The 17,146-nt window shown below is 62.0% G+C and carries 17 protein-coding genes; 6 read left to right on the top strand and 11 right to left on the bottom strand.

Annotation, left to right across the window (positions count from 1 at the left end; translation table 11 throughout):
* Positions 1 to 126: 126 nt before the first annotated feature.
* From ACF8EF_RS14690 to ACF8EF_RS14680, 3 genes are all read right to left on the bottom strand, one after another.
* Positions 127 to 1,134 carry an AI-2E family transporter gene (locus tag ACF8EF_RS14690; protein ID WP_176683173.1) on the bottom strand — a complete coding sequence of 336 codons (1,008 nt, stop codon included), beginning with the start codon at positions 1,132 to 1,134 and terminating at the stop codon, positions 127 to 129.
* A gap of 69 nt (positions 1,135 to 1,203) precedes the next feature.
* A complete protein-coding gene (locus tag ACF8EF_RS14685) occupies positions 1,204 to 1,491 on the bottom strand; it encodes a PsiF family protein (RefSeq protein WP_176683172.1) in 288 nt (95 codons plus the stop codon).
* A gap of 62 nt (positions 1,492 to 1,553) precedes the next feature.
* Positions 1,554 to 2,342: an AraC family transcriptional regulator gene (locus ACF8EF_RS14680; RefSeq protein WP_392460341.1), complete on the bottom strand. Its 789-nt coding sequence runs from the start codon at positions 2,340 to 2,342 to the stop codon at positions 1,554 to 1,556.
* Positions 2,343 to 2,567: 225 nt separating this feature from the next.
* On the opposite strand from ACF8EF_RS14680, the gene ACF8EF_RS14675 reads away from it, so the two are divergent.
* Positions 2,568 to 3,449: a DMT family transporter gene (locus ACF8EF_RS14675; protein WP_176683170.1), complete on the top strand. Its 882-nt coding sequence runs from the start codon at positions 2,568 to 2,570 to the stop codon at positions 3,447 to 3,449.
* A 1-nt stretch (position 3,450) separates the two neighbouring features.
* Here the strand turns inward: ACF8EF_RS14675 and ACF8EF_RS14670 are convergent, their stop codons facing one another.
* A complete protein-coding gene (locus tag ACF8EF_RS14670) occupies positions 3,451 to 4,341 on the bottom strand; it encodes a triacylglycerol lipase (protein WP_209963162.1) in 891 nt (296 codons plus the stop codon).
* A gap of 123 nt (positions 4,342 to 4,464) precedes the next feature.
* On the opposite strand from ACF8EF_RS14670, the gene osmE reads away from it, so the two are divergent.
* Positions 4,465 to 4,806, top strand: coding sequence for an osmotically-inducible lipoprotein OsmE (osmE, locus tag ACF8EF_RS14665; protein ID WP_176683168.1), 342 nt, complete (start codon positions 4,465 to 4,467; stop codon positions 4,804 to 4,806).
* A 42-nt stretch (positions 4,807 to 4,848) separates the two neighbouring features.
* Positions 4,849 to 5,379, top strand: coding sequence for a bacterioferritin (locus ACF8EF_RS14660; protein WP_209963156.1), 531 nt, complete (start codon positions 4,849 to 4,851; stop codon positions 5,377 to 5,379).
* Positions 5,380 to 5,416: 37 nt separating this feature from the next.
* On the opposite strand, the gene ACF8EF_RS14655 is transcribed toward ACF8EF_RS14660, so the two are convergent.
* Positions 5,417 to 7,483, bottom strand: a complete 2,067-nt coding sequence (locus ACF8EF_RS14655) for an AsmA family protein (protein WP_392460340.1) — start codon at positions 7,481 to 7,483, stop codon at positions 5,417 to 5,419.
* 340 nt (positions 7,484 to 7,823) lie between these two features.
* On the opposite strand from ACF8EF_RS14655, the gene ACF8EF_RS14650 reads away from it, so the two are divergent.
* The 3 genes from ACF8EF_RS14650 (at position 7,824) to ACF8EF_RS14640 (ending at position 10,228) form a co-directional block, all read left to right on the top strand.
* Positions 7,824 to 8,321, top strand: coding sequence for a phage infection protein (locus tag ACF8EF_RS14650; RefSeq protein ID WP_392460338.1), 498 nt, complete (start codon positions 7,824 to 7,826; stop codon positions 8,319 to 8,321).
* A 122-nt stretch (positions 8,322 to 8,443) separates the two neighbouring features.
* Positions 8,444 to 9,079 (top strand): TetR family transcriptional regulator, encoded by a 636-nt coding sequence (locus ACF8EF_RS14645; protein ID WP_003249603.1) that lies wholly within the window; start codon positions 8,444 to 8,446, stop codon positions 9,077 to 9,079.
* A gap of 51 nt (positions 9,080 to 9,130) precedes the next feature.
* Positions 9,131 to 10,228, top strand: a complete 1,098-nt coding sequence (locus tag ACF8EF_RS14640) for an AGE family epimerase/isomerase (RefSeq protein WP_392460337.1) — start codon at positions 9,131 to 9,133, stop codon at positions 10,226 to 10,228.
* 108 nt (positions 10,229 to 10,336) lie between these two features.
* Here the strand turns inward: ACF8EF_RS14640 and ACF8EF_RS14635 are convergent, their stop codons facing one another.
* The 6 genes from ACF8EF_RS14635 to ACF8EF_RS14610 all read right to left on the bottom strand — a co-directional run bounded on the left by ACF8EF_RS14635 (position 10,337) and on the right by ACF8EF_RS14610 (position 16,789).
* Positions 10,337 to 11,104 carry an SDR family oxidoreductase gene (locus ACF8EF_RS14635; RefSeq protein WP_392460336.1) on the bottom strand — a complete coding sequence of 256 codons (768 nt, stop codon included), beginning with the start codon at positions 11,102 to 11,104 and terminating at the stop codon, positions 10,337 to 10,339.
* A gap of 590 nt (positions 11,105 to 11,694) precedes the next feature.
* Positions 11,695 to 12,411 (bottom strand): ABC transporter ATP-binding protein, encoded by a 717-nt coding sequence (locus tag ACF8EF_RS14630; protein ID WP_176683163.1) that lies wholly within the window; start codon positions 12,409 to 12,411, stop codon positions 11,695 to 11,697.
* Positions 12,408 to 13,283 carry an ABC transporter ATP-binding protein gene (locus ACF8EF_RS14625; protein ID WP_176683162.1) on the bottom strand — a complete coding sequence of 292 codons (876 nt, stop codon included), beginning with the start codon at positions 13,281 to 13,283 and terminating at the stop codon, positions 12,408 to 12,410. The genes ACF8EF_RS14630 and ACF8EF_RS14625 overlap by 4 nt, the downstream gene beginning before the upstream one ends.
* On the bottom strand, positions 13,280 to 14,581 hold the full coding sequence (gene livM / locus ACF8EF_RS14620) for a high-affinity branched-chain amino acid ABC transporter permease LivM (protein WP_176683161.1): 1,302 nt from the start codon (positions 14,579 to 14,581) through the stop codon (positions 13,280 to 13,282). Before livM ends, ACF8EF_RS14625 begins: the two co-directional genes overlap by 4 nt.
* Positions 14,582 to 14,583: 2 nt before the next feature.
* Positions 14,584 to 15,498 carry a branched-chain amino acid ABC transporter permease LivH gene (locus ACF8EF_RS14615; RefSeq protein WP_176683160.1) on the bottom strand — a complete coding sequence of 305 codons (915 nt, stop codon included), beginning with the start codon at positions 15,496 to 15,498 and terminating at the stop codon, positions 14,584 to 14,586.
* A 154-nt stretch (positions 15,499 to 15,652) separates the two neighbouring features.
* Complete coding sequence (locus ACF8EF_RS14610; protein WP_392460335.1) at positions 15,653 to 16,789, bottom strand: branched-chain amino acid ABC transporter substrate-binding protein; 1,137 nt, start codon at positions 16,787 to 16,789, stop codon at positions 15,653 to 15,655.
* Between the last annotated feature and the right edge of the window lie 357 nt (positions 16,790 to 17,146).

Raw genomic sequence — 17,146 nt, 5'->3', positions numbered from 1 at the left:
CGCTACCGTATTCGCGGGTAAACCCGCTCCTACGCCCGATCGGGGTGGACACACATCGGTGATTGACCACAGGCCCCTGTAGGAGCGGGTTTACCCGCGAAAGGGCCAGTACAAGCCACTACATGATCAGACCAGCTCCGCCCGCTTCAGCTCACTCTTCAGATAGGCATAGTAGATGGGCCCCGCCACGACACCAGGCAGCCCGAACGCCGCCTCGAATACCAGCATCGCCAGCAGCAATTCCCATGCCTTGGCACTGATCTGCCCACCCACGATCCGCGCGTTGAGGAAGTACTCGATCTTGTGGATGACGACCAGGTAACCCAGCGCCGCCGCCGCCACCCAGATCGACAGCGACAGGCCGACGATGGTGATCAAGGTATTGGACATCAGGTTGCCGATCACCGGCAGCAGGCCCAGCAGGAAGGTCAGCACGATCAGCGTCTTGGTCAGCGGCAGGTGCACGTCGAACAGTGGCATCACCACGGCCAGGAAAACGCCGGTGAAGATCGTGTTGAGCAGCGAGATCTTGATTTGTGCGAACACGATGTTGCGAAACGCCTTCACCAGCAGGCTAAGACGCTCGAACAGCGCCGCCGCCAGGGGCTTGCGCCGGGAAACATCGGGAATGCGCTGCAAAGCGATGATGGCGCCGAGGATCATGCCGATCAGCAGCGTCACGAACATGTGTGCCATGCCCTTGCCCACCAACTGCAAATCGCTCAGGTGACTCTTGATCCAGTCGCCGATGGCCACCTTGAACTCTGCGGCACTGGCCGGCAGGTAGCCCTCGATGAAGGGTGGCAACTGACCGCGGGCCTGCTCGACCAGGGCAATGAACTTGTCCAGCGAGGCGCCGGGGTTTTCCGCCTCGTGCAGCAGGAAGCTGAAGGCACCGGCAATCAGCAGTGTCAGGGTGCTGACAACCAGCGTGCCGAGCAGCGCCACGGCCAGCCAGCGCGCACGCTGGCCAGCAAACAGCGGTTGCAGGCGCGGGGTCAGCATGTTGACCAGTTCGAACACCAGAAGACCGGCCAGCAGGCTGGGCAGCAACTTCAGGGGCAAAGCCAGCAGCAGCCCGGCCATGACGATGATCAGGCTGGCCAGGGTGATCTGACGGGGGGTAAAGGTCATACAGCCTCGACGGCAGACAGCGGGAATGCCGCAGTCTGCCAGCCTTGGCGGCGCAGGCATAGGCGCAGGTCATTTCTTCTTCAGGCAGTCACTCATGAACGCCTTGCGCTCGTCCCCCTTCAGGGCTTTGGTGGTGGCGTCAGCATTGCAGGTCTTCATTTTCTCTTGCTGGGTGTGTGGCACATCCTTTTTCAGGCAGGTGCTCATGAACGCTTTGCGTTCATCGCCCTTGAGGGCCTTGGCGGTGGCGTCGGCGTTGCAGGTTTTCATTTTTTCCTGCTGCGCGGTATTGGCAGCGAAACCTTGGGCACTGAACAACACCGCCAGCGCCAGTAACGGGATTTGCAGCACTTTCATGGAGTGGTCTCCTGGGCTCCGCGCCCGATGCACGGGGTCGAGCTGAGTGTAGCCAAGAATGTTCAGCGCCCCGCCCGCGCCTGCCGGCGGTACTGCTCGGGCGTACACCGGGCCTGGCGCTGGAACATGGCGATGAACGCCGAAGCGCTGCTGTAGCCAAGGTCGAAGGCAATGGCCTGAATCGGCAGGCCGGCTTCCAGCGCTTCGATGGCACGCAGAAAACGCAGGCGCAGGCGCCATTCGCCAAAGCTGATGCCCAGTTCGCGCAGAAACTGGCGGGCCAGGGTGCGTTCGCTGACGTGCACGCGGGCGGCCCAGTCGGCCAGCGGGCGGTTGTCCCCCGGCTCGGCGCTGAGCGCGCCGAGCACCTGGCGCAAGCCATCGCTGTGGGCAAACGGCAGGTAGCAGGCCAAGGTGGGCGCCAGCAGCAACTGGTCAAGCAGTACCTGTACCAGGCGCTGGTCACGCTCGTCCTCGGCCACCTTGAGATTGCGCCGGGCGAAGTCACCGAGGATGGCCTTGAGGATGTCACTGATCATCAGGCTGCACGGGCGCGCTGGCAGGGCTGCGCACAGGCTGCGGTCGAGGTAGATGGAACGATAGACGATGGCCTGGGGGTTGTAGCAGCCGTGCTCGGTGTCGGGCGGCACCCAAACGGCGTAGTGCGGCGGCGACAGGAAGCGCTGGCCGGCCACATCCAGATGCATCACGCCGTGGGCGGTGTAGTTCAGCTGGCCCCAGGCGTGTTGGTGCACGGCGCTGTGGGTGTCGGCAACGAACTCGTCGTGGCGGAAGTACACCGGGGCCGGCAGTTGGGTGAACTGGGGGATATCGAGGTATTTACGCGGCATGCTGTCTGCTTTGCAGGGTCGGTTGTCTGGATAGAAGTATAGGCTTGTAGACAGACATTCGATAATACAGGCCTATCGAGGGCCTGCCTTGCTGGCTTTCGCGGGCTCGCCCGCTCCCACAGGATCTGCGCCAGCCTCCAGGTCTGTGTATCCCCGTAGGAGCGGGTTCACCCGCGAAGGGCTGCAAAGCAGCCCCATTCCAGCCCCCAACGAGTACCCTGCTGCATGAACTACCTGTTCCCCCTCACCGCCATCCTCATCTGGGCCGGCAACACCGTGGTCACCAAGATGTCGGCTGGCGCCATCCACCCCGCGGAGATCGGCTTTTACCGCTGGCTGCTGGCCGCCTTGCTGTTCACCCCGTTCCTGCTGCCCGCCGTATGGCGCAACCGTGCAGCCATCCGTCCGCACCTGGCCAAGGTGTTCGTGCTCGGCGTGCTGGGCATGGCGATGTACCAGAGCCTGGCCTACTTCGCCGCTGGCATCACCAGTGCCACCAACATGGGCATCATCCTCTCGCTGATGCCGCTGATGTCACTGGCGCTGTCCATCGTCTGGCTGGGCCAGCGCCTGAGCTACGGTGCCTTGTTGGGCGCGGTGGTGTCATTCTTTGGCGTGCTTGAAGTGGTCAGCGCCGGCCACCCCGCCAGCCTGCTGCAGCAAGGGCTGAACAGCGGCGACCTGTTGATGCTGGTGGCCACCTTGGCCTATGCGCTGTACAGCTTCCTGCTGAAGAAATGGCAGCTGCGCCTGCCGCCGATGCAGCTGTTGTACCTGCAGATTCTGGTGGCCATCGTCGTGTTGCTACCGCTGTTCCTGCTGTCGGACAAGACCGGCCTGAACAGCCACAACATCGGCCTGGTCCTGTATGCCTGCGTACTGGCCTCGATGGTCGCGCCACTGGTGTGGATGCAGGCCGTGCACCGTCTGGGGCCCAGCCGCACCACGCTGTTCTTCAACCTGCTGCCGCTGGTCACTGCGCTGATCGCCGCCGTGGTACTCGACGAGCAACTGGCCAGTTACCACCTGGCTGGCGGCTTGCTGACCCTGGCCGGCGTAGTGCTGGCCGAACGCTGGACCACGCCGATCCGCCGCCAAGGCGCTTGAGCTAAAGCCCTGCCGCCTTGAGCCGGGCGGCATGTTCGGTGAACAGCCGCACCGGCTCGGCGCCTTTGCCCACGGCGCCGAGCGACTGGTTGACGATGTCCAGGTGATCGAGCGGGTAATCGTCGCCGATCACCTGCCCCAGGTGCGAACTGAAACGCCCGACCATGCCATCGCAATGGCCCTTTTCCTTGATGAAGCTGCGTGCGAACAGGCGGCAGAAGCGGCTGCTGCCGTCGAAGCGGTTGCGCCCCTGGTCTGTCAGGCCCGGTTGCAAGGTGCCGGACCAGGAGTAATAGCGTACGCCATTGACCTCATAAGCCCCTTCCCCACCCCAGGTTTGCGGCAGGCCCTGTGGATAAGCCTGGTTGAACAGTGCCACCCCGGCGCTGGTCAGCGACTGGTGCGAGGCGTGCACATCTACCGGCAGCGGCTCACGACGCCAGCCGGTTTCCAGCCACACCAGCAGCACGGCAAACCCATGCAGCACAGCCTTGAGGATGCGCCCCTGGGGTGAATCGCCCGGTGCCGTGCGTTCCAGGTGGTCGGCCAGCTCGGAGCCATGGTTGGGCCCCGCCACCGAGGTGACCGACGCCACCCGCCCCGGCCGTTTGGCCGCTGCGTAACGCGCGCTCAGGGCGCCCTGGCTGTGGCCGATGAGGTTGACCTTGTCGACGCCGGTACGTTGGCAAATGTCGTCAATGATCGCCAGCAACTGTTCGCCGCGCACCTCGCTGGAATGCAGCGGCGAAACCTGCACCGGAAACACCTGCGCCCCGCCCTTGCGCAAGGCCGGCACAATGCCGAACCAGTAGGGGTAGAGCACCATCCGGACAAACCCGAGCATGCCCGGCACCAGCACCAGCGGGTATCGCGTGGCCAACTCCTGCTGCATTGCCGCAGCTCCTTTGCGTGGACGATGGGTCAACACTACAGCGGCCATGATGACCATCGCAATCGAACTCCTGGCGCGCGCTGTGGTTCAAAACCACACAGACCCTTTGCAAGGAGCGGGACCATGTACAAGCAGACCCTGGCAATCCTTCTGGCAAGCGCCACCCTGGCCGCCTGCGGCAGCCGCCCGGAAAACCCGGTGGATTACGTTACCTACCGCGACGAGCCGCTGGTCAAACAGGTGGAGCACGGTATGACCATGCAGAAGGTCATCGCCATTGGCGGCAGCCCGTCGAGCGTGATCGACCTGCCGCACGGGGGCACCTGCAACGACTACATCCTCAACCACGCTGGCAATCAGCAACCCTACTACGTGCGCTTCGATGCCACCGGCCATGTCGATGCCAAAGGCTTCAAGACCTGCAAGCAACGCCAAGAGGACAGCGACGCCCTGCATGGCGCGTAAGCCTGCGCTCCAACCTGACCCTGACCCCTGCTGGAGATAACCATGAGCAATGTTGAACTGACCGATGTGAAAACCCTGCGCGAACGTGCACGCCAGCATGTGGAGCAAGGTGCAGTGACCGAGGGTTACCACGCCGACCGTGAGCAGATCCTGCGCCTGCTTAATGAATCGCTGGCCACCGAACTGGTCTGTGTGCTGCGCTACAAACGCCACTACTTCATGGCCAGCGGCATCAAGGCCGGTGTGGCTGCCGAGGAATTTCTGGAACATGCCAACCAGGAAGCCGAACATGCCGACAAGTTGGCCGAGCGCATCGTGCAACTGGGTGGGGAACCGGACTTCAACCCCGACAACCTGACCAAGAACTCGCATGCCCAGTACGTGGCCGGCAACTCGCTGAAAGAGATGGTGCTGGAAGACCTGGTGGCAGAGCGGATCGCCATAGACAGCTACCGGGAAATCATTCAGTACATCGGGGATAAAGACCCAACTACCCGTCGCATATTCGAAGACATCCTGGCGCAGGAAGAAGAGCACGCGGACGATATGTCCGACCTGCTGCAAGGCCTTTGATTTCTGACACTCTCCTGGGGCCGCTTGCGGCCCCTTGCTATTTCCGCGCTTTCACTGTCGCCGGCGCCTTGCCTGCCTTCATCTGCTGCAACAACGGCGTGCACTGGTTCGGGTCATCCCCGCTGCTGGGCGCGATCAGCGCCAGCAACCCTGCCGCCGGCCCTGCAACCACACCCAGCGCAACCATCCCTGCGCCACGTAACGCCAGCGGCAGCGCCTGCACACCGGCGTTCGGTCTGGCGAACGATCCGCGCACATACAACGGTGAACGCAGCGAGAACAACCGCAGCCCTTTCGATTCCGGGGTGATGTTCAAATCCAGTTGCTCGGAAGCGAAATTCGCCGTGCCGTCGATGTAGATGATCGCGTTCTCGGTATCGAAGATGAACAGCCGCGTAGTCGCCAGGCCATCCTTGATGCCAACATCGGCCGCCGCACAGTTGATCTTCACGTCCTCATCACCAAACAACTTGCCGACCACATAGTTGCCCACGTTCAACCCGGCAATTTCCATCAGGCTGCGGCTGATGGCGCCATCGTTGATCAGCATGCGCAGGTCGCCATTGGCTGTCCCCAGCAAGGCGGCTACCGAGTTGCCACGGCCGCTGATATCGGCGTCGCCATTGAGCTCACCAAAGCTGGTCTGCATCGGTGCAAAGGTGGGGAACAGTTGCTTGAGCTTGAAGCCGCGAGCAGTCAACTTCGCACGCCCCTGCAAGGGCACACTGCGCCCGTCCAGGCGGATGTTGGAGGCCAGGCTGCCGCCGGCCACGCCAAAGCGCAGGGGCTCCAGGCGCAACAGGCCGTCTTCGAGCATCACATGGGCCGACAGATCATTGAACGGCAGTTGCGCGCTGTGCACGATGCGCTTGCCAGCGAAAGTGACGTCAGCATCCATCGCGCGCCAGCGCTCGGTGCGAAACGCCTCCACTGGCAGCACCTTGCCCACAGGCTGCTTGCTGGCACCGCCGCGGGCCTTCTGTTCGGCATTGGAGTCGGCGCCGATCAGCGGCGCCAGGTCCTTGAACAGCAACTGGTTCGATACCAGGTTACCAGACAGTCTGGGCCGTGGCTGGCTGGCAACGAAGGCCAGGTCCCCGTGGATATCGCTGTCGCCGATCTTGCCGTTGAAGCCCTGGTAATTGAACGTCGCCCCTGGCGCCGCACGCAGGTTGGCGCTGAGGCGACCGTCGGTGGAATAGGTCGGGGTGTCAGGCAAGGTGACCCCGGTCAAGGGGTAGAGGTTACCCAGGCTGGCACCCGACAAACGCAGGCGCAGGTCGAGGGCGCCAAGATTACGCGGGTCGGTGAGGGTGCCGGCGAGGACCACATGGGTGTCGGCGATGCGCACGTCAGCCTGCAGCGGGAACGGCTGGCTGGCGTCCTGCAGGGCCAGCAGGCCACCGATCTTGCCGGTGCCGGACACTGGCTGGCCTTTATAGCGGCCCTGGGCCTTGAGGCCGAAGGCATAGTCCTGCGCACCACCGACCTTCTCGGCGCTGGCCTTGCCGACAATCTCACTGAACGGGATTGGTTTGCCAAGCGGGTCGATCTGCACCTTCATGCTGGTTTTCAGGGTCTGGTCGTCGAAGCTGACATTGCCCTGATCGAAGCCGATGGCGCCGATGTCCAGCTGCCATTTGGAAGGTTCAGCGTTTTCATCCTTGGGGCCGAAGTCGAAGACCCAGTTGGCACGGCCATCGGCCAGGCGAGTGAGGCTGGCAGTGGGCTTGGTGAGGTTGATGCGGGGTATGCTGATTTGCTGGAGCACCAGCGGCAGCGGCGCCAGGCGAAACTCCACGCGCTCAAGGCCGACCATTTTCGGCTCCTTGAGCCACTCGGGGTTGCCCAACGTCAGGTCTTCGGCAATGAAGTGCGGCCAAGGCACCCAGGCACGCCAACCGCCCTCTTCGGGCTCGGTACGCCAGTGCACGGCGAGGTTGCCGTTGATCGCGAAGGGCCGATGCAAGGCTTCGGAGACCTTCTCGTTGAGCAGTGGCTTGACGCGGTTCCAGTCGAAGGTGGCAATCACTACCACCAGGATCGCCAGCACGGTAAGCAGGCTGGCGAGGGTCCAGACGAGGATTCTGGCGGGACGCGTCATTGCGTAAATCTCCTTGCGGCATGACAGAAAACAGGCGCAGCGATGGCCTCAATAACTCCGACTGATGAAAACCCGTGAGGTTTTATCGATGGCGCCATGATAGCGAAGTTTTTCCTGGCCTCTTGCTCAGGAATTCGGCGCACCAGGACGTACCTGTTACCCACCGCCAACAATGCCATGGGGTTTCCAGAACGCCTGTAATGTCCGGAATAGAGGCCTTTCCAACCTCTATCAATATGGTCGATTGTTACCATTACCCATATGAACTTCTCTCTGGCGTTACGCGGCGTAGCATTGGCTCCGTACCCACTTTCCAGCCCCCGAGAGGAGCACCGAAATCATGAAACGCCATCTGCTGACCCTGACCCTGTCCCTTCTGGCCGCCAACGCTTTCGCCCTGCCAGCGTCCGAGCAACACCTGACATCCGAAGCGCGCTCCAGCGCTGCCGAAATTGCCCAGCCGCTGAAAACCGTAGCTGAAGGTGGTTCCGATCGACTGATCGAACGTACTGGCCGTGTCGCCGAAGGTGGCTCGGATCGCTTGATCGAACAAGCTGGCCGTGTCGCTGAAGGTGGCTCGGACCGCCTGATCGAACAAGCTGGCCGTGTCGCTGAAGGTGGCTCGGACCGCCTGATCGAACAAGCTGGCCGTGTCGCTGAAGGTGGCTCGGACCGCCTGATCGAACGTACTGGCCGTGTCGCTGAAGGTGGCTCGGACCGCCTGATCAAACAAGCTGGCCGTGTCGCTGAAGGTGGCTCGGATCGCCTGATCGAACAAGCTGGCCGTGTTGCCGAAGGTGGCTCGGATCGCCTGGTTGAACTCAGCCGTGTGAGCTGATCGCCATGGCCGAAAAGAACAACTTCTGTCACAACGCTTGCTCCCCTCCAGGCCCGGTCCATTGACCGGGCTTTGTTTTTTTATCTAGAGTGCCCAGCCTGACCGTTACAGAAGCCCGCACCATGCTGCCGCGCGCCGAACAGAAGCTACAGACCCGCCAGGCCCTGCTCGATGCCGCCTGCCTGCTCATGGAGAGTGGCCGTGGTTTCGGCAGTATCAGCCTGCGCGAAGTGGCGAAGACAGCTGGCATCGTGCCGACCGGCTTCTATCGGCACTTCTCCGACATGGACGCCCTGGGCCTGGCCCTTGTTGCCGAAATCGACACCACCTTCCGCCAGACCATCCGCCTGGTGCGCCAGAACGAGTTCGAACTGGGCGGCATCACTGACGCCTCGGTGCGCATCTTCCTCGACGTGGTAGCCGCTCACCGCGCGCAGTTCCTGTTCCTGGCCCGCGAGCAGTACGGCGGTGCACAGGCCGTGCGCCAGGCCATTGCCCGCCTGCGCCAGGATATCAGCGACGACCTGGCCACCGACCTTGCGCGAATGAAGCGCTGGCAACACCTGGACAGCGCAGCGCTGGCGGTGATGGCCGACCTGGTGGTCAAGACCGTGTTCGCCACCCTGCCCGAGCTTATCGACAACCCGGAAGCGGGTTATCCACAGGCCCTGACGCCTCAGGAAAAAATCACCCAGCAGTTGCGCTTCATCTTTGTCGGGGCACGGCATTGGCAGGGGCTCGGCAACCCAGGCTACTGAAACCCCACTTCTGCTACCATGGCGCCCTGCCCGACAGCGACGAGCGCCTAAATGTCCGACCCCCGCCCCACCCTGCCCGAACTGGCCCGCTTCAACCAGCACTTCGCCGAACGTATCGTGCCGCTGTGGCAAGGCCCGGGCTGGAACGCCGACATGGCCCTGCCCTACGAAGCGCTGGACGCCCAGCACCATCCGTTGCCGGTGCAGCGCTACCGCGCCATGGCCTGTGCACGCCAGCTTTACCTGTTCAGCAGCCGTATCGGTCAGCCGGGTGCCGCCGAGCGTGCCGCAGCCCTGTTTCGCTCGCTGCAAAAGCACTTCCACGATGCCGAGCACGGTGGCTGGTTCTACAGCATCGACGCCCACGGCAAGCCGCTGGACCGGCGCAAAGACCTGTATACCCACGCCTTCATCGTGTTCGCCTGCGCGCACTACTGGGGCAAAGTGCGCGAAAGCCTGGTGGAGTCCACGTTGAATGCCGCGCTGGCCATCATCGACCAGCAGTTCACCCGTGACGATGGCCTCTTCGAAGCCTGCCTGGGCGAAGACTGGGCCGACCTCGGCAGTGGCCCGCTGCAGAATCCGCAGATGCACCTGGCCGAAGCGTTCCTGCAGGTCCTGGCAGTGCGTGGCGACGAACATGTCCGCCAGTCGTTGCTGCAACTGTGTCAGGCGCTCGAGGCACACTTCATTGAACCGGCCCATGGCCTGATGCTGGAAAAGCCACGCGGGGTTGTGGATAACTGGTTCGAGCCGGGGCACCAGTTCGAGTGGTTCTATCTGTTGCATACCTCCCCGCTGCTGCGTAACACGCCGCTGCATGCCTCAATTGACCGGGCTTTCAGCTTTGCCGAACAGTTCGGGGTGAAAGATGCGGCAGTGCTGGCAATGCTGAATGTGGATGGCCGGGTGCTCGATGCCTCCCAGCGCATCTGGGCGCAGGCCGAGTATCTGCGGGCGCTTGCGTTGCGCGCGGGTGGCGAGGCGAAGCTGACGGAGCAGTTACAGGCGCTGGAGGCGCGGTTCCTGCGTGACGCCGGCTGGTATGAATGCAGGGATGGTGAGGGGGCGGTTAGCCGGCACGATATGCCTTCTACTACGCCTTACCATTTAGCGACCTGCCTGGAAGGGTTGCTGCGCCTGAGCTGACGTATTTGGCAGGCAAGCCTGCTCCCACAAGCTGGACTGCCCTTGAAGCTGTTGGGTCTTTGTGGGGGCCTCCGCCAATGGGCCGCAAGGCGGCCCTAGCGACGATTATCAGCCCTTGGCCGAACGATCGATCGAGAACCCTGCCCAGTCCTGGCTCACCGGCATCAGTTCCAGGCTGTTGATGTTGATGTGTGCCGGCTGATTGAGGATCCAGAAGATGGTCTCGGCAATATCCTGTGGCTGGATCGGCTCCGCACCCGCGTAGGTAGCATCGTACTTGGCCTGGTCGCCCCCGAAGCGCACCAGCGAGAACTCGCTCTCGCACAGGCCCGGCTCGATGTTGCTCACACGCACGCCGGTACCGCGCAGGTCGCAACGCAGGCTCAGCGAGAACTGCCCGACGAAGGCCTTGGTGCCGCCATACACGTTGCTGCCCGGGTACGGATAATTGCCCGCCACAGACCCGACATTCAGGATCGTCGCGCCACGGCCATGGGCGATGAGCCGTGGCAGCAGCAAACGAGTGGTGAACATCAGGCCCTTGATGTTGGTGTCGACCATGGTTTCCCAGTCATCCAAACTGCAGTTCTGCGCAGCATCCACACCCAGCGCCAGGCCGGCGTTGTTGACCAGACCGCGAATCTTTTCAAAGCCGGCCGGCAGATTGGCAATAGCCTGCTCCATGGCTTTGCGGTCACGCACGTCCAGCACCAGGCCATGCACTTCGGTCTTGGCCGACAGTTCAGCGCACAAGGCATCCAGGCGCTCTTTGCGGCGCCCAGTGAGTACCAGCTTCCAGCCGGCTTCGGCGAAGCGGCGGGCAGTGGCCTCGCCGAAACCGGAAGTCGCGCCAGTGATGAATACGGTGGACGTCATGCTCTGTTCCTCGCGGTAGGTTCATGCCAGCTTTGCAGCATGCCCGCGCACAGCGCTGGCAGCAAGCCGCTCAGGGGCTGTTCATTTTTTGTTCATATTCGTCAAACCCTTGCGACAGAGGGCTCGCCGCCAGGTATGCGCATGTTATCCACAGGGCTTTCCCCACGGATTGGGGGCAACTTGTCCACTGCACGGAACCCTTTCAGCGGGTTGCGGTCGGTGGATATCTTTTAGGTGATGGCGCAAGGCTTTCAAGCATGCCGCCTGCAACGGTCTGTCCAACGTTTTCTCACAGACTTATCCACAGGATTTTCGCTGCGTTTGAAGTGCACGCAGGGGTTGTGAAAATCAGGGAAAATCATCCACAAAGGGGATGTGAACAAAAAATGATCATATGCCTTCAGGGCTTGATTCTAAAGGCCTAGAGCGATATGCCACCATGTTTTCCACAGGCGGCTCCACATTATCCGTGGAAAAGATATGGCCTGTGGAAACAATGGCTTGCGGGGGAATATTGGCGTGTGTCGGGAGAAGGGAACGACAAGTTTTCCACATTGGGAAGGGGCTGCATTGCAGCCCCTGCATACCACTCAGTGCCCACCAAGATAAGCGTTACGCACTTCCTCATTGACCAACAGTTCCTGCCCGGTCCCGGTCATGCGAATCTGCCCGTTGACCATCACATACGCCCGGTCCGACAGTTTCAGCGCATGGTTGGCGTTCTGCTCCACCAGGAAGATGGTCATCCCGGTCTTGGCCAACTCTCGCAGGGTAGAGAAAATCTGCTTGACCACGATCGGCGCCAGCCCCAGCGAGGGCTCGTCCAGCAACAGCAACTTCGGCCGGCTCATCAGTGCCCGGGCAATCGCCAGCATTTGCTGCTCGCCACCGGACATGGTCATGGCCCGCTGGTTACGCCGCTCCTTCAACCGCGGGAACAGCTCGTACATGCGCTGCATGTCTTCGTCGGCATGCTTGTCGCCAATGGGGATGGTCCCCATCATCAGGTTCTCTTCGACGGACATGTCGGGAAACACCCGGCGCCCTTCCGGCGACTGGGCAATGCCGTTGGAGGCGATGTAGTGCGAGGATTTGCGGGTGATGTCGGTGCCGCGGTACACGATACGCCCGGATGCCGCCCGCGGCTGGCCGAAAATCGACATCAGCAGGGTCGACTTGCCGGCACCGTTGGCACCGATCAGGCTTACAGTCTCGCCCTCGTTGATGTGCATCGAGACTTTCTTCAGCGCCTGGATCGGCCCATAGAAGACGTCCAGGTCCTTCAGCTCGAGAATGGGTGCACTCATACCAGTTCCTCTTCGTCTGCACCCAGGTAGGCGGCAATCACCGTCGGGTTGTGGCGGATGTCCTGCGGCGCACCTTCGGCAATCACAGTGCCGTGGTCCAGCACCACGATATGGTCGGAAATGCTCATGACCATACCCATGTCGTGCTCGATCAGCACCACCGTGATGTCGTGCTCGTCACGCAGCACACGGATCATGCGGCTGAGTGCCTCGGTTTCCTGCGGGTTCAGGCCCGCCGCCGGCTCGTCCAGGCAGATGATCTTCGGCCGCGTGCACATGGCCCGGGCAATTTCCAGGCGCCGCTGCTGGCCATACGACAGCTCGCCGGCCAGGCGGTTGGCGCAATCGACCAGGTCGACCACTTCCAGCCAATAGAAGGCGTGATCCAGTGCATCGCTTTCGGCCTTGCGGTAGGCCTTGGTGTTGAGCACCCCGGCCAGCAAGTTGCGGTTGACCCACATATGCTGGGCCACCAGCAGGTTCTCCACCACCGACATTTCCTTGAACAGGCGAATGTTCTGGAAGGTGCGCGCCAGGCCGGCGCGATTGACCAAGTGGGTACCACCGAACATCTTGTAGTACATACGGTTGGCAAAGCGCGCAGGCGATAAGAAGTCGGCCGCCTGGAAGCGTTCGCCGAGCAGTTGGATGACGTTGGTGTGGCTGCCACGCACGTTCAGCTCGATACGTCCGCCACTGGCCTTGTAAAAGCCGGTCAGGCAGTTGAACACCGTGGTCTTGCCGGCGCCGTTAGGGCCGATCAGGGCAAAGATCTGGTTGCGCCGGACCTTCAGGCTGACGTCGCTGAGCGCCTTGATGCCACCGAACTGCATCATGAGGTTGTCGACCGAGAGAATGATATCGTCGCTCATGGCGCCACTCCTTTACGCGGGGTCACACCGGCACGGCTGATGCGGATCAGCCCACGCGGTCGCCAGATCATCATCAGCACCATCAGCACGCCGAACAACAGCACGCGGTACTCGGAGAAGCTGCGCAGCAGCTCCGGCGCCACGGTCAGCACGAACGCGGCGATGACCACGCCCACGGTCGAGCCCATGCCGCCCAGCACGACGATGGCGAGGATCAGCGCCGACTCGAAGAATGTGAATGACGACGGGTTGACGAAGCCTTGGTAGGTGGCGAAGAACACCCCCGCCAAACCGGCAGTCGAGGCACCCAGAGTAAAGGCCGACAGCTTGACCAACACGTGGTTCAGGCCCATCGAACGGCAGGCGATCTCGTCTTCGCGCAGCGCTTCCCAGGCCCGGCCGACCGGCATGCGGGTCAGACGATGCTTGATGTACAGCACAGCCAGCACGACCATGAACAGCACCGCGTAGATGAACACGAACTTGAGGCTGGCGTTGTACTCGAAGCCGAAGAACTCGTGGATCGGCACGCCGCCATCCTTGGCCCGGCGGCCGAACTCCAGGCCGAAGAGAGTGGGTGAAGGCGCCGGCATGCCGTTGGGGCCACCGGTGAACGATAGCCAGTTGTTCAGCACCAGGCGGATGATCTCGCCAAAGCCCAGCGTCACGATCGCCAGGTAGTCACCGTGCATGCGCAACACCGGGAATCCGAGGATGCACCCCGCCAGCGCCGCAGCGATGGCCGCCAACGGCAGCACGCTCCAGAAGCCCAGCCCCAGGTATTGATAACCCAGCGCCAGGCCGTAGGCACCGATGGCATAGAACGCCACATACCCCAGGTCGAGCAGGCCGGCCAGGCCGACCACGATGTTCAGGCCAAGGCCCAGCAATACGTAGATCAGGCCGAGGATGACCACGGTCAGCAGGTACTTGTTGGCGAAGATCGGGAAAACGATGGCAATCACGATCAGCGCGGGGATGATGTAACGCAGGCGCGACTTGTAGTCCGGGGCGGTCACATGCACGCCCGAGCCACCGCTATCAAAGCCCAGGAGCATGCGTTGCCCAGGGGCAGTCTGCAGGAACAGGCTGAGCAGGAAGCGCCCAACCATCACACCGCCGACCAGCCAGGCCACGCGGCGCGGCTCGGCATTGAAGGTGTAGCCGTCAAGTACCACGCCAACGACCGGACCGAACACGATAAGTGCCAGCAGGCCAGCGACAATGGTCTCCAGCAGGCTGCGTTTAAGGTCGAAACCCTTGGTTTCGCTAACAGAGGCAGTTTTGGCAACGGACATGTTCACACCTTAGCCACGAGCGGGCGACCCAGCAGGCCTTGTGGGCGGAAGATAAGGATCAACACCAGCAGCGAGAAGCTGAACACATCCTTGTAGTCGGAGTTGATCAGGCCTGAGAACAGGGACTCGGAAATACCCAGGATGATCCCGCCGAGCATGGCACCCGGCAGCGAGCCGATACCACCGAGCACTGCGGCAGTGAACGCCTTGATACCGATGATGAAGCCGGCGTAGAAGTCGAAGGTGCCGTAGTTCATGGTGATAAGCACGCCTGCCAGGGCGGCCATCACTGCACCGATGACGAACACGTAGGAAATCACCCGATCGGTGTTGATACCCAGGATCGAGGCCATCTTGCGGTCTTGCTGGGTGGCACGGCACATGCGGCCGAGCTTGGTGTACTTGATCACGTAGGTCAGCAGGCCCATGCCGACGAATGCCGCCACCAGGATAAAGATCTTGGTGTAAGTCAGTTGCACGAAGCCGGTTCCGACTTCGACACGCATGGCGCCTTCCAACAGGGTTGGCACGCCTTGCTGGCGGGCGCCCTGGCTGATCTGTGCGTAGTTCTGCAGGATCAGCGAAATGCCGATGGCACTGATCAGCGGTGCCAGGCGGGTGGAGTTACGCAGCGGTTTGTAGGCGATGCGCTCGATGGTGAAGCCATAAACGCCGGTGACGACGATGGTGAACAACAGGGTGCCCAGCATCAGCAGGGGGAACGATTCGACACCGAAGTAAGCCAGCAATGCCAGGCTGATCGCCGCGAGGTAAGCGGAGATCATGTACACCTCGCCGTGCGCGAAGTTGATCATGCCGATAATGCCATAGACCATTGTGTAGCCGATGGCGATCAGGCCATAGACCGACCCGAGGGTCAGGCCGTTGACCAGTTGCTGCAGGAAAATACCATCCATAACGCAATCTCACCTGATTGAGATTGCACGAGCGCCGACCACGGCGCGGGCCACCTGTGCGGGGCCCTCGCCGCGCAGAACTGTGCAGATCTACGAAGAAAGACAGGTACCGCGGGGCTTGGGCCCGAGCAATAGCCCGGGCCGCGGGCCGTTGTTATTTTTGTTTTTCCAGCTGGTGGTATTTACCGTTCTTGTCCCACTGGTAGACCACATAGTCGGAGACGGTCAGGTCGCCCTTGCTGTCCCACTTCTTCTCGCCCATCACGGTCTGCACCGGGTTGGCCTTGAGCCACTTGGCAGCGTCTTCGCCCTTGTTCGACTTCGCGCCGTTGAACGCGGCAGCCAGGGCCTGCAGCGAAGCGTAGGCGTACAGGGTGTAGCCCTCAGGTTCGGTGCCGGCCTTGCGGAACTCCTCCACCACCGCCTTGCTGTCTGGCAGCAGGCGCGGGTCGGCGCCGAAGGTCATGTACACGCCGTCCACGTATTGCGCGCCGCCGGCGGTGGACACCAGTTCGTCGGTGACGATGCCGTCATCGGACATGAACTTGACGTCCTTCAGGCCCTGCTCGCGCAACTGGCGAACCAGCGGGCCGGCTTCCGGGTGCAGGCCGCCGAAGTAGACCACGTCGGCACCGGTAGAGCGGATCTTGGTGACCACCGCGCTGAAGTCTTTCTCGCCACGGGTCAGGCCTTCGTACAGCACGGGCTTCACGCCGCGCTTTTCCAGCTGCGCCTTGGTCGCGTCAGCCAGGCCCTGGCCGTAGGTGTCCTTGTCGTGCAACACCGCGATCTTCTTGCCCTTGAGCACGTCGACGATGTAGTCGCCAGCGACGATACCCTGCTGGTCGTCACGGCCGCACATGCGGAACATGGCGCTCAAGCCGCGCTCAGTGACCGCTGGGTTGGTGGAGCCTGGAGTGATGGCAATCACGCCCGCCTCGTCATATACCTCGGACGCCGGGATCGTGTTGGAGGAACAGAAGTGGCCCACCACGCCGATCACCTTGTCCTGATCGACCAGGCGGTTGGCCACGGACACGGCTTGCTTCGGTTCACAGGCGTCATCGCCTTTGACCAGAACGATTTTCTCGCCATTCACGCCACCGGCGGCGTTGATCTTGTCGGCCGCTGCCTGCGCACCTTTCATGTACTGCTCGCCAAACGCTGCGTTTGCCCCGGTCATGGGGCCCGCTACACCGATCTTGACGTCGGCCTGAACATACGAAGAAACACCCAGGGCCGTAGCTACGGCCAGAGCCAGGAAACCTTTCTTGTAAAACGTCTGCGACATGAGGTGGTGCTCCTAGAGTTTTTTTGGTTGGCACTACAACTTCTCAGCCTGGTACTCCGAGCAAGGGTCGTGCCATCGGTTTTGTCTTCCGGGAAAACACACTGTGAAGGGTGCCTGTAGGCGACGGGCGGCCTTTTCTTTATTGAGCGTGCAACCGTCTGCCACGCGGCAGGCGCCACCATACATACAGACAAGGAGCAACCGTCGAGTGCCATCATTGCAACCCTGGCAAGTGTTTACGTGCAACCGACCTGTAACAGCGGGACGTCACCGAACTGCACACCGCTGGTGCACGATTGCTACAGGCGGCACCGTTTCAAGGCTAGCTTGTGCACGGAAAAACACCTCTGTTTAGGC

Origin of the sequence: Pseudomonas sp. zjy_15, from assembly GCF_043101865.1 — a bacterium.
Taxonomy (GTDB): domain Bacteria; phylum Pseudomonadota; class Gammaproteobacteria; order Pseudomonadales; family Pseudomonadaceae; genus Aquipseudomonas; species Aquipseudomonas putida_Y.
This window is presented reverse-complemented; position numbering and strand designations above follow the sequence as displayed.

Coding starts and splice junctions, on each gene's coding strand:
- ACF8EF_RS14655 (WP_392460340.1), bottom strand. CDS start 7,483: ATGACGCGTCCCGCCAGAATCCTCGTCTGGACCCTCGCCAGCCTGCTT.
- ACF8EF_RS14675 (WP_176683170.1), top strand. CDS start 2,568: ATGAACTACCTGTTCCCCCTCACCGCCATCCTCATCTGGGCCGGCAAC.
- ACF8EF_RS14610 (WP_392460335.1), bottom strand. CDS start 16,789: ATGTCGCAGACGTTTTACAAGAAAGGTTTCCTGGCTCTGGCCGTAGCT.
- ACF8EF_RS14650 (WP_392460338.1), top strand. CDS start 7,824: ATGAAACGCCATCTGCTGACCCTGACCCTGTCCCTTCTGGCCGCCAAC.
- osmE (WP_176683168.1), top strand. CDS start 4,465: ATGTACAAGCAGACCCTGGCAATCCTTCTGGCAAGCGCCACCCTGGCC.
- ACF8EF_RS14680 (WP_392460341.1), bottom strand. CDS start 2,342: ATGCCGCGTAAATACCTCGATATCCCCCAGTTCACCCAACTGCCGGCC.
- ACF8EF_RS14690 (WP_176683173.1), bottom strand. CDS start 1,134: ATGACCTTTACCCCCCGTCAGATCACCCTGGCCAGCCTGATCATCGTC.
- ACF8EF_RS14635 (WP_392460336.1), bottom strand. CDS start 11,104: ATGACGTCCACCGTATTCATCACTGGCGCGACTTCCGGTTTCGGCGAG.
- livM (WP_176683161.1), bottom strand. CDS start 14,581: ATGTCCGTTGCCAAAACTGCCTCTGTTAGCGAAACCAAGGGTTTCGAC.
- ACF8EF_RS14645 (WP_003249603.1), top strand. CDS start 8,444: ATGCTGCCGCGCGCCGAACAGAAGCTACAGACCCGCCAGGCCCTGCTC.
- ACF8EF_RS14685 (WP_176683172.1), bottom strand. CDS start 1,491: ATGAAAGTGCTGCAAATCCCGTTACTGGCGCTGGCGGTGTTGTTCAGT.
- ACF8EF_RS14670 (WP_209963162.1), bottom strand. CDS start 4,341: ATGCAGCAGGAGTTGGCCACGCGATACCCGCTGGTGCTGGTGCCGGGC.
- ACF8EF_RS14640 (WP_392460337.1), top strand. CDS start 9,131: ATGTCCGACCCCCGCCCCACCCTGCCCGAACTGGCCCGCTTCAACCAG.
- ACF8EF_RS14625 (WP_176683162.1), bottom strand. CDS start 13,283: ATGAGCGACGATATCATTCTCTCGGTCGACAACCTCATGATGCAGTTC.
- ACF8EF_RS14630 (WP_176683163.1), bottom strand. CDS start 12,411: ATGAGTGCACCCATTCTCGAGCTGAAGGACCTGGACGTCTTCTATGGG.
- ACF8EF_RS14615 (WP_176683160.1), bottom strand. CDS start 15,498: ATGGATGGTATTTTCCTGCAGCAACTGGTCAACGGCCTGACCCTCGGG.
- ACF8EF_RS14660 (WP_209963156.1), top strand. CDS start 4,849: ATGAGCAATGTTGAACTGACCGATGTGAAAACCCTGCGCGAACGTGCA.